General features: G+C 71.5%; 11 protein-coding genes. 3 read left to right on the forward strand and 8 right to left on the reverse strand.

Going from position 1 to position 9,745, the window contains the following annotated elements; all coding sequences use genetic code 11:
- The 8 genes from ACIRVK_RS44455 to gap form a co-directional block, all read right to left on the reverse strand.
- The coding region (locus ACIRVK_RS44455) for an NAD(P)(+) transhydrogenase (Re/Si-specific) subunit beta (protein WP_404257709.1) at positions 1-541 on the reverse strand (541 nt) is incomplete at its 3' end.
- 5 nt (positions 542-546) lie between these two features.
- Positions 547-867: an NAD(P) transhydrogenase subunit alpha gene (locus tag ACIRVK_RS44460; protein ID WP_404257711.1), complete on the reverse strand. Its 321-nt coding sequence runs from the start codon at positions 865-867 to the stop codon at positions 547-549.
- The gene (locus ACIRVK_RS44465) at positions 864-1,979 is read right to left on the reverse strand and encodes an NAD(P) transhydrogenase subunit alpha (RefSeq protein ID WP_404257713.1); all 1,116 of its coding nucleotides are present in this window, start codon (positions 1,977-1,979) and stop codon (positions 864-866) included. Before ACIRVK_RS44465 ends, ACIRVK_RS44460 begins: the two co-directional genes overlap by 4 nt.
- Positions 1,980-2,018: 39 nt before the next feature.
- Entirely contained in the window at positions 2,019-3,032 is a 1,014-nt protein-coding gene (locus tag ACIRVK_RS44470) for a zinc-dependent alcohol dehydrogenase (RefSeq protein WP_404257715.1), read from the reverse strand.
- Between the two features lie 10 nt (positions 3,033-3,042).
- Positions 3,043-3,408 (reverse strand): DUF779 domain-containing protein, encoded by a 366-nt coding sequence (locus tag ACIRVK_RS44475; protein WP_404257717.1) that lies wholly within the window; start codon positions 3,406-3,408, stop codon positions 3,043-3,045.
- A 12-nt stretch (positions 3,409-3,420) separates the two neighbouring features.
- The gene (locus tag ACIRVK_RS44480; protein WP_404257719.1) at positions 3,421-4,941 is read right to left on the reverse strand and encodes an aldehyde dehydrogenase family protein; all 1,521 of its coding nucleotides are present in this window, start codon (positions 4,939-4,941) and stop codon (positions 3,421-3,423) included.
- A gap of 51 nt (positions 4,942-4,992) precedes the next feature.
- Positions 4,993-6,255, reverse strand: coding sequence for a GAF domain-containing protein (locus ACIRVK_RS44485; RefSeq protein WP_404257721.1), 1,263 nt, complete (start codon positions 6,253-6,255; stop codon positions 4,993-4,995).
- Between the two features lie 148 nt (positions 6,256-6,403).
- Complete coding sequence (gene gap / locus ACIRVK_RS44490; RefSeq protein WP_404257723.1) at positions 6,404-7,432, reverse strand: type I glyceraldehyde-3-phosphate dehydrogenase; 1,029 nt, start codon at positions 7,430-7,432, stop codon at positions 6,404-6,406.
- A gap of 568 nt (positions 7,433-8,000) precedes the next feature.
- On the opposite strand from gap, the gene ACIRVK_RS44495 reads away from it, so the two are divergent.
- The 3 genes from ACIRVK_RS44495 (at position 8,001) to ACIRVK_RS44505 (ending at position 9,634) form a co-directional block, all read left to right on the forward strand.
- Positions 8,001-8,411 carry a hypothetical protein gene (locus ACIRVK_RS44495; RefSeq protein ID WP_404257725.1) on the forward strand — a complete coding sequence of 137 codons (411 nt, stop codon included), beginning with the start codon at positions 8,001-8,003 and terminating at the stop codon, positions 8,409-8,411.
- 96 nt (positions 8,412-8,507) lie between these two features.
- Positions 8,508-9,089: a CBS domain-containing protein gene (locus tag ACIRVK_RS44500; protein ID WP_404257729.1), complete on the forward strand. Its 582-nt coding sequence runs from the start codon at positions 8,508-8,510 to the stop codon at positions 9,087-9,089.
- A gap of 89 nt (positions 9,090-9,178) precedes the next feature.
- Positions 9,179-9,634, forward strand: a complete 456-nt coding sequence (locus ACIRVK_RS44505) for a pyridoxamine 5'-phosphate oxidase family protein (protein WP_404257727.1) — start codon at positions 9,179-9,181, stop codon at positions 9,632-9,634.
- Positions 9,635-9,745 lie beyond the last annotated feature (111 nt).

The following is a 9,745-nucleotide window of genomic DNA, read 5'->3' on the forward strand; positions in this document are numbered from 1 at the left end:
TCCCGCCGACGAAGGAGACCGGCAGCAGCACGTTCAGCAGCCGGGCCCCGGGAAAGACGACCGGCGCCCCGGAGACGACACCCTGCAGCTTGCCGGCCGCGACCAGCGAACCGGAGAAGGTCACCGCGCCGATGACGATGTCCAGGGCGCCCGGCAGGGAGACCCGTGCCCCGAGCGCGGTGGGATGGTCCGCCTGGAGCAGATCGTTCACAGCGATGAGCGCGGCCGCCCCGCCGCCGACCGCGTTGAAGAGGCTGACCAGTTGCGGCATGGCGGTCATCTTCACCTCGCGGGCCGCATACAGCCCCAGGGCCGCGCCGACCAGACCGCCGCAGACCAGGACCAGCCAGCCGGTGGTGGTGATCCTGCTCTGGTGGATCACCAGCCACACCGTGGCGGCGATCGCGACGGCCATCGCCCCGGCGGAGAGGGTGTTGCCGCGGCGGGCCGTGCGCGGGTGGTTCATCAGGTGCAGGCCGAGCACGAAGCACGCGGCCGTGCCCAGGAAGACGTAGTGGACGGCGTTGGAGACGGTGTCCATGGCACTCACACCTCCGCCTTTTCACGAGAGTCCGACGTGGTGGGCTTGGCCTTGAACATCTCCAGCATCCGGTCGGTGACGACGTAACCGCCGACGACGTTCATCGCGCCGAACACCATCGCCACGAAGGCCAGGACGTAGCCCGGCCAGGTGTGCGACTCGGCGGCGATCAGCATGGCGCCGATGACGACGATGCCGTGCACCGCGTTGGAGCCGGACATCAGCGGGGTGTGCAGGGTCGCGGGCACCTTGCTGATGACCTCGACCCCGACGAGCACGCTCAGCACGAAGACGGTGATCGCGGTGAGCAGATCGAGACCGTTCATGAGAGGGCTCCTCCCATCAGGGCGCCGGTGATCTCGTCCGCCGGGTCGACGACGAGTTCGCTCTCCCGCACCAGGTGGCGCAGGAGGGCGACGAGGTTGCGGGCGTAGGCGGTGGAGGCGGCGGTCGCCATCGCGGACGGCAGCCGGCCGGCGCCGATGAGGGTGACGCCGCCCGCCAGGACCTGCGTCTTGTCGGGCTCGGAGCCCTCGACGTTTCCGCCGAGTTCGCTCGCGGCGAGGTCGACGACCACCGAACCGGGCTTCATTGCCTCGACAGCGTCGGTGGTGACCAGCAACGGTGGCTTGCGGCCCGGCACCTGGGCCGTGGTGATCACGATGTCGGTACGGGCGATATGCGCGTCCAGCGCCGCTCGCTGGGCCTGCTGCTCCGCCTCGGTCAACTCCCGTGCGTAGCCACCCTGACCGGCGCCCGATCCGGTGCCTGGCGGGTGCTGGATGTCGATGAATCGGGCGCCGAGCGACTCCACCTCCTCTCGTGCTGCGGGGCGTACGTCGTAGGCCGAAACGACGGCGCCGAGGCGGCGGGCCGTGGCGATGGCCTGCAGTCCCGCCACTCCGGCACCGAGGACGAGGACCTGCGCCGGGCGCATGGTGCCCGCCGCGGTCGTCAGCATCGGGAAGAACCGGTCGTAGGAGTCGGCGGCGACCAGGGCCGCCTTGTAGCCGGCGACATTGGCCTGGGAGGTCAGCGCGTCCATGGACTGGGCGCGGCTGAGAGTGCGCGGCAGCAGGTCGAGGCTCACCGTCCGCACCCCGCGCTCGGCCAGTTCCCCGGCCAGGGCGGGGTGGCGCACCAGTTCGAGCAGGCCGATCAGGGTCTGCCCGGCACGCAGCGATTCGGCGGTCTCCGGGTCCGGCGGGCCGACGCACAGGACGGCGTCCGCGCGTGCGTACAGCTCCTCCGGGGATACGACGCTCGCGCCGGCGGCGGTGTAGTCCGCGTCGTTGAACCAGGCGCCGGAGCCCGCCCCGGTCTCGATCAGGACATCAAGTCCGCCTCGGATCAGGAGAGTTACCGCCTCGGGGACGAGGGCGACCCGGCGTTCGCCGGGGGCCCGCTCCCGTACGGCGCCTACGGTGACGGTGGGCATGATCTGCTGCCTCTCCCTGTGGTCCGCTGGTCGCGGGCCTCAGAATTCGAAGACGAGCCGGGCTTCGGCCCGTCCGCCGAGGACTTCCTCGAAGGAGTCGTTGACCTCGTCCAGGCGGCGCGTCTCGGCGATGACCTGGGTGCGTCCGGCCGCGTGCAGCGCGAACACCTCGGCCAGGTCCTGGCGGGTGCCCACGATGGAGCCGATGACGGAGATACCGCCGAGGACGGTCTCGAAGATCGGCACGTTGATCGCGGCGTTGTCTGCGGGCAGAGCCACCATGACCAGGCGCCCGCCGCGGTTGAGGGACTTGTACGCCTGCTCGAAGGCCTTCGGGGCGGCGGCGAGCACGACCGCGACGTCCGCGCCGCCGGCCTTCTTGATCTCCTCGACCGGGTCGTGGGTGCGGGCGTTGACGGTCTGGTCGGCGCCGAGCCGGTGGGCCAGGCCCAGCTTGTCGGGTTCGAGGTCCACGGCGGTGACGAAGCCGCCGACGAGACGCGCGTACTGCAGGGCCAGGTGGCCGAGGCCGCCGATGCCAAAGACGGCGACGCGTTCGGCCGGCACCACGTGCGCGACCTTGATCGCCTTGTACGTGGTGACCCCCGCGCAGGTCAGCGGTGCCGCGTCGAATGAGCTGACGCCCTCGGGCACCTGGACGACCGCGCCGGCGTTCGCGAGAGCGTACTCGGCGTAGCAACCGTCCACGGAGTAGCCGGAGTTGACCTGGCTCTCGCACAGCGTCTCCCAGCCCGACACGCAGTAGCGGCAGGTGCCGCAGGACGAGCCGAGCCACGGTATGGCGACCCGCCTGCCGGCCAGGTCGGCCGGGACACCGGCGCCGAGGCCCTGTACGGTGCCGATGCCCTCGTGGCCGGGGACGAACGGCGGCTGCGGCTTGACCGGCCAGTCGCCGCGGGCGGCGTGGATGTCGGTGTGGCAGAGGCCGGATGCCTCCATCTTGACGAGCACCTGGCCGGGGCCGGGCTCGGGGACGGGCAGGTCCTGGATCTCCAGGGGCTTGCCGAAGTCGGTGACGACTGCTGCCTTCATGGCGCGCTCCTCAACTTGCTTGCCGCCGGGCCGTCTTGGCCCGGGTCACGAAACGCAGCCCGTGTCCGGCTGCGAGGGAGAAGCCGCCCGGCATGCCCGGTTCGACGTCCAGCACGAAGAAGGGGCGGCCGAGCGCCTCGTACTGGTCGGCGTCCATGTGGAAGGTGCAGCCGTCCACCACGCCGACGAGCATGTCGCCCTCTCCCAGGACGAATTCGCCGCTCGGGAAGCACATGGGGTCGCTTCCGTCGCAGCAGCCGCCGGACTGGACGAACATCACCGGTCCGCGGCCGGCCCGCAGGGCCGCGATGGCCCTGCGCGCCGCACGTGTCGCGGTGACGCGCCCGACGGTGCCGTACTCGGTCCTCGCGGGCATGACCGCTCCTCCTCAGAACAGCCCGAGCGGCTTGGTGCCGTAGCTGACCAGGAGGTTCTTGGTCTGGCTGTAGTGCTCGAGCATCATCTTGTGCGTCTCGCGGCCGATGCCGGAGACCTTGTAGCCGCCGAAGGCGGCACCGGCGGGGTACTGGTGGTAGCAGTTCGTCCAGACCCGGCCGGCCTTGATGGCGCGGCCCATGCGGTAGGCGAGGGCGCCGTCGCGGCTCCACACGCCGGCGCCGAGGCCGTAGAGCGTGTCGTTGGCGATGGCGAGGGCCTCGGCTTCGTCCTTGAAGGTGGTGACCGCGAGGACGGGTCCGAAGATCTCCTCCTGGAAGACCCGCATCCTGTTGTGGCCCTTGAGGACGGTCGGCTCGAAGAAGAAGCCGTCCTTGAACTCACCGTCGAGGGTGGGCCGGTGGCCGCCGACCAGCAGTTCGGCGCCTTCCTTCAGGCCGATCTCGACGTACGAGGCGATCTTCTCGACCTGCTGGCGGGAGACCTGGGGACCGATCATGGTCGCGGTCTCGAGCGGGTCGCCCTGCTTGATGGCGCGGATGCGCTCCAGGCAGCGGCCCATGAACTCCTCGTAGATGTCCTCCTGGATCAGGGCGCGGGAGGGGCAGGTGCACACCTCGCCCTTGTTGAACGCGTAGAGCACCAAGCCCTCGACGGCCTTGTTGAGGAAGTCGTCGTCCTTCGCGGCCACGTCGTTGAAGAAGATGTTCGGCGACTTGCCGCCCAGCTCCAGGGTGACCGGGATGATGTTCTGCGCCGCGTACTGCATGATCAGGCGGCCGGTGGTGGTCTCGCCGGTGAAGGCGACCTTGGCGATGCGCTTGTTGGCGGCGAGGGCCTTGCCGATCTCCGCGCCCGGTCCGTTGACGACGTTCAGGACGCCGGGCGGCAGGATGTCGCCGACGACCTCCATCAGCTTCAGGATCGACCACGGGGTGGGCGAGGCGGGCTTGATGACGGACGCGTTGCCGGCGGCCAGTGCCGGGGCGAGCTTCCACGCGGCCATCAGCAGCGGGAAGTTGAACGGGATGATCTGTCCGACCACGCCCAGCGGCTCGTGGAAGTGGTAGGCGATGAGGTCCTTGTCGATCTCGGTGATCGAACTCTCCTCGGCGCGGACCGCGGCCGCGAAGTAGCGGAAGTGGTCCGCTGCGAGGGGGATGTCGGCGGCCAGGGTCTCACGGACCGGCTTGCCGTTGTCCCAGCTCTCGGCGACCGCCAGTTCCTCCCGGTGGGCGTCGATGGCGTCGGCCATCTTGTTCAGGACCGCGGCGCGCTGGGCCGTGCTCGCCTCGCCCCACGCGTCCTTGGCGGCGTGCGCGGCGTCGAGGGCGAGTTCGATGTCGTCGGGCCCTGACTTCGGGATCTCGCAGATCGGCTTGGCGGTGGCGGGGCTCAGGTTGGGCGTGTACTCGCCGGTGGTGGGCGCCTGCCACTTGCCGCCGATGAAGTTCTCGTAGCGGGGCACGACGTCCACGGGACTGCCGGCCCTGCCCGGAGGCTGGTACTTCATGACCGTCCCCTTTCCTCTCCCATCACGACGATCGTGGTGATGTCCAGCACGCTATGAGCGGCAACGCTGCAACACCGCTGCATGCCCTCTGGCCTGCGGAAGGACGACTGTCTCAAGGTTCAGTGCGCGAGCCCGGGCCGCGGCCGCCGAGCGCTGCGCCGAGCCGCCCGGCAGCGTTCGGGCCAGTTCCGCCCAGGCGTCACCGTCGTCGGAGCCCCAACTCGCGTCCACCCAGCGGTGCAGCAGACCGGCGTCGCCACTGCCGAGGACCGCGCCGCGCAGCTGCTGCTCCAGACAGCGGCGGTGCTCGATGACGACCGGGGCCTCGGAGCGCGGCAGCAGCGGGCCCGGGTAGCGGGCCAGAGCCTCGCCGACGCGTCCTTGGGCGAGCAGGTCGCCGACGGCCGCGAAGTCGGTCAGCACCGGCCGCAGCAGGGCGTAGGGCCGGGACCCGAGCAGGTCCGTGCCGAGCACGGCGCGCAGCCGGGTCAGCTCGGCACGCAGGGTGGAGGCGGGTATCTCCCGTTCGGACAGGTCCACGGCGAGCCGGTCGCCGGTCACGCCCCGCCCGGCCAGGGCGAGGGCCATGACGAGCTCGCTGTGCCGCGGACTGAGCCGGCGCACCTGACCGGCGCACTCCAGCAGGGCGTCGTCCCGGCCCAGCACCCACAGATGCACGGCCTCGAGCCGGGGGTCCGGGCTTCGCAGCACCTGCCCGTCGGGACCGAGGAGGGGCGGGGCAGGCATCCGGGCCAGCTGTCCCTCCGCCGCCAGCGCGGCGGCGCGTACGGCGGCGAGGGCGGGTGGGGTGGCTATGGTGCCGCCGCCGGAGAGGTCGACGACACCGAGCACGCGTCCGGTACGGGGGTCCCGTACCGGGGCCGCGGCGCAGGACCAGGCGTGCACGGCCGCGCTGTAGTGCTCGCCCGTCACGATCTGCACCGGCCGGCCCAACTCCAGGGCGGTGCCCGGGGCGTTGGTCCCGGCATCGCGCTCTGCCCAGCCGGCCCCGGCCACGAAGTGCATGCGCTCGGCCCGTGCCAGGGTGCGGGCGTCGCCCTCGACCCAGAGCAGGGTTCCGTCGGCGTCGCCGACCGCGAAGACGTGTCCGTCATCGGCGGCTCCCGCTCCCAGCAGTTCGTGGAACAGGGGCAGCACGGCGGCCAGGGCGTGGGTGTCGCGGTAGGCGGTCAGGTCGTCAAAGGAGCGGCGCAGGGGCGGCAGGCGGTTGCCGTCGGGGCGTATGCCGCACTGGGCGGAGCGTCGCCAGGAGTCGGCCACGAGGACACGTGGCGCGGCAGTAGCACGTGACATATCACTGACTCCCCATCTTTCTCCCGCAGAGCGGCGAGGCCGGTCGGTGCCCGGCACGCGGGCACGCCCGGTGGTCGGCCGGCACCCGGGGTCGTACGGGCGAAGGGGCGGCCACAGCCGACGCGCGGCGACGCGGGCGTTCCGCCCTTCAGGCGCGCGGCAGCCGGGCGGCCACGTACTCAGTGAGGTCCAGCAGACGGTTGGTGTAACCCCATTCGTTGTCGTACCAACCAAAGACCTTCACCAACTCGCCGTGCGCCTGGGTCAGCGGGGCGTCCAGCACGCACGAGGCGGGGTCGCCCACCACGTCACGGGAGACGATCGGCGCGTCGGAGACCCGCAGGACGCCCTTGAGCGGCCCGTCGGCGGCCTCCCGGTAGGCGGCGTTGACCTCGTCGGCCGTCACCGCCCGGTCCAGGAGCACGCTCAGGTCGGTCAGCGAGCCGTCCTCGACGGGCACGCGTACGGCGATGCCGTCCAGGGTGCCGGCCAGCTCGGGCAGGACGAGTCCCACGGCGCGGGCGGCGCCGGTGCTGGTGGGGATGATGTTGACGGCGGCGCTGCGGCCGCGCCTGAGGTCCTTGTGCGGGCCGTCCAGGACCACCTGGTCGTTGGTGTAGCCGTGGATGGTGGTCATCAGGCCCTTGACGATGCCGAAGTGCTCGTCCAGCACCTTCACCATGGGTGCCACGCAGTTGGTGGTGCAGGAGGCGTTGGAGACGACGTGGTGATGGTCGGAGTCGTACGTGCCCTCGTTGACGCCCATCACGACGGTGGCGTCGACGTCCTTGCCCGGCACGGACAGCAGGACCTTGCGGGCCCCCGCCTTCAGGTGCAGGCCGGCCTGCTCGCGGGTGCGGAAGCGGCCGGTGGACTCGATCACGATGTCCACGCCGAGATCGCCCCAGGCCAGGGCAGCCGGATCGCGCTCTGCGGTCACCGCGACGCGGTGTCCGCCGACCGTCAGGGACTTGTCGTCCTGCTGGACCGCGCGGCCGAGCCGACCGTAGGTCGAGTCGTACGCCAGCAGATGGGCCAGCGCCGCCGGCGTGGTGATGTCGTTGACCGCCACGACCTCGACGGGGGTGCCGGCGGCGCTCTCCGCGCGTTCCAGGACGCACCGCAAGTAGTTGCGTCCGATACGGCCGAATCCGTTGATGCCCACGCGCACGCTCATGCCCGTCGCCCTCCCTTGTCGATGCCCTCGTCGTCCTGTCTCCCTGCCAGACTGCCGCGGACATGACGGTGCGCCTTGGGCCGGCCGGGGGCCAGCCGGGGGACATCCGGCCCAACGCGACGGGGAAACAATCCCGGTTCGGCAGGCGCCGACGTGTGTATCCCGCCGGGTGCGTGAGGCCGACCGTGTGCGGCGCCGGATCGCGGTGCGCCGCCTGACGCCCGCCGGGCGGACCTCGCCGACCGGGCGGATCGCGGCACGCCCTGACCCTCTTGCAGGTCTCGCCCGGAGTTCGCGCGGCGTACCGGTCAGTGGTCCTGCTGCCAGGGCTTCCTCGTCGTGTGTCCCGTGTTGGAAGGGTTCGTCCCCGGTGATCCAACGCTCTTCCGCGCCCGAGTGCGAGGGCCGGTCGGCCCGTTGCCCACACCGTCAGGCCCATGCCCGCGTATCGCGCGCCGCCGCCGATCGGGGACCCCCGGGCCGGCTCGGGGACCGTACGGCCCCTGGGACCGGGGCGGCACCGGGGCCAGGCTGGAGCCGTCGACAAGCGATCAAAGGAGTGGAACACATGACTCCCAGGGACACCGGGGCCGACAACACCGTCGCGTCGTTGCGGGTGCGCGCCGAGGGCGGAGACGTGGACGAGGAGGCCCTCGCCTACGTCCGGGCCAAGGTGCGGGCCGCCCTCCAGCGGCCGGGCCTGCCGGCCGTCGAGGGCGAGGTGCGGGTCTCCCGGGCCGGCGCCCACCACGACGAACGGCCGTGGTCCGCGGGCGGGGAGATCCGGATGGGAAGCGATGTGCTGGTCGTGCACGCCCGTGAGGCGAGCGCGCACGAACTCGCCGACCGGATCCAGGACCGGCTGCGCGGCCAGGCGGAACGGGTGACGCACCGCGGCAGCACCGCGCGCAGGACGGCGGCACCGCCCCCGTGGCGCGGCGGCCCGGTCGAGGGCGCACAGGACGAGCGGCAGGACTAGGACGACTGCGGGCCTCTCGCCACCTGGCGAGAGGCCCTGCCTCTCCACAGGGGCGAGGAGGTGGGTGCCGTGACACCACGCACCATCGGTGAGGTGATGACCCGTGAGGTCGTCCACGCCCGCCGGGCGACACCGTTCAAGGAACTGGTCCGGCTGCTGGACCGGCACCGCATCGGCGGACTGCCGGTCGTCGACCACGACGACAAGGTGATCGGCGTGGTCTCCGGCACCGACCTGGTACGCGCGCGGACCACCGTTCGGGCCCGTACCGCCGGAGAGTTGATGACGAGCCCGGCGGTCACCGCACACCCGGAGCAACCGGTGCCGGACGCCGCGCGGGTGATGGAGCGTCGCGGCGTCGACCGGCTGCCCGTGGTGGACGAGGAGGACCGGCTGATCGGCATCGCCACCCGCCGGGACCTGCTGCGGATCTTCCTGCGTCCCGACGAGGCGATCCGCCGCCAGGTGATCGACGAGATCGTCGTCGGCATGCTCGGGCTGCCGCCGGACGCGGTCCGCGTCCTCGTCCGGGACGGTATGGTCACGCTCGCGGGGCACGTGACGGCGGGCACTGACATCGGCTCCGCGCTGTGGGCGACCTGGCAGGTGGACGGCGTCGTCGGCGTCGTCAACGGCCTGGATGCCGTCGAGGCGAAGGGCCGCGCGGGCACCGTGTGAGGGCCGATCGGCCCTGGCGGCACGACCCCGATTCGGTTCAAATGATCCGATCGGACAACTCCGCACCCCATGACCTACGGAAACCCGCCATGCCCCTTGATCACGCCCGGGCGGTCCCGGCCGGAGCCCGCCAGAGCATCGAGCTCGACAGCGTCGAGGCCATGCGCCTGCTGGGCGGCATCTCCTTCGGGAGGATCGTCTTCACCCAGCACGCGCTGCCCACGATCCGTCCGGTCAACCACGTCCTGGTCGACGGCGACATCGTGATCCGCACCCGCGAGGGAGGGGCCCTGACACGGCGTGCCCGGCACGCCGGGGATCCGGGTGTCGTCGTCGCCTACGAGGCCGACGTCATCGATCCCGACACGCACCTGGGCTGGAGCGTGGTCGTCACCGGCTACGCCCACCTGGTCACCGACCCGGACGAACTGGCGCGCTACCAGTCGCTGCTTCGTCCGTGGATCGAGCAGACCATGGACTACGCCGTCCGTATCCGCCCGGACCTCGTCACCGGTGTCCGCCTGGCCGACGCCGACGCCTCCTGAGCCCGGCGGCCTCCAGGCGCTGACGCACGGTCGCCGCGCAAACCGGCCGTCGTACGGTCATGCGGTCCTACCTTCTTCCTTGGGTCGGACGGGCCAGTCGTAAGGTCCAGA

It is taken from the genome of Streptomyces sp. NPDC101152, assembly GCF_044768275.1.
Taxonomy (GTDB): Bacteria; Actinomycetota; Actinomycetes; order Streptomycetales; family Streptomycetaceae; genus Streptomyces.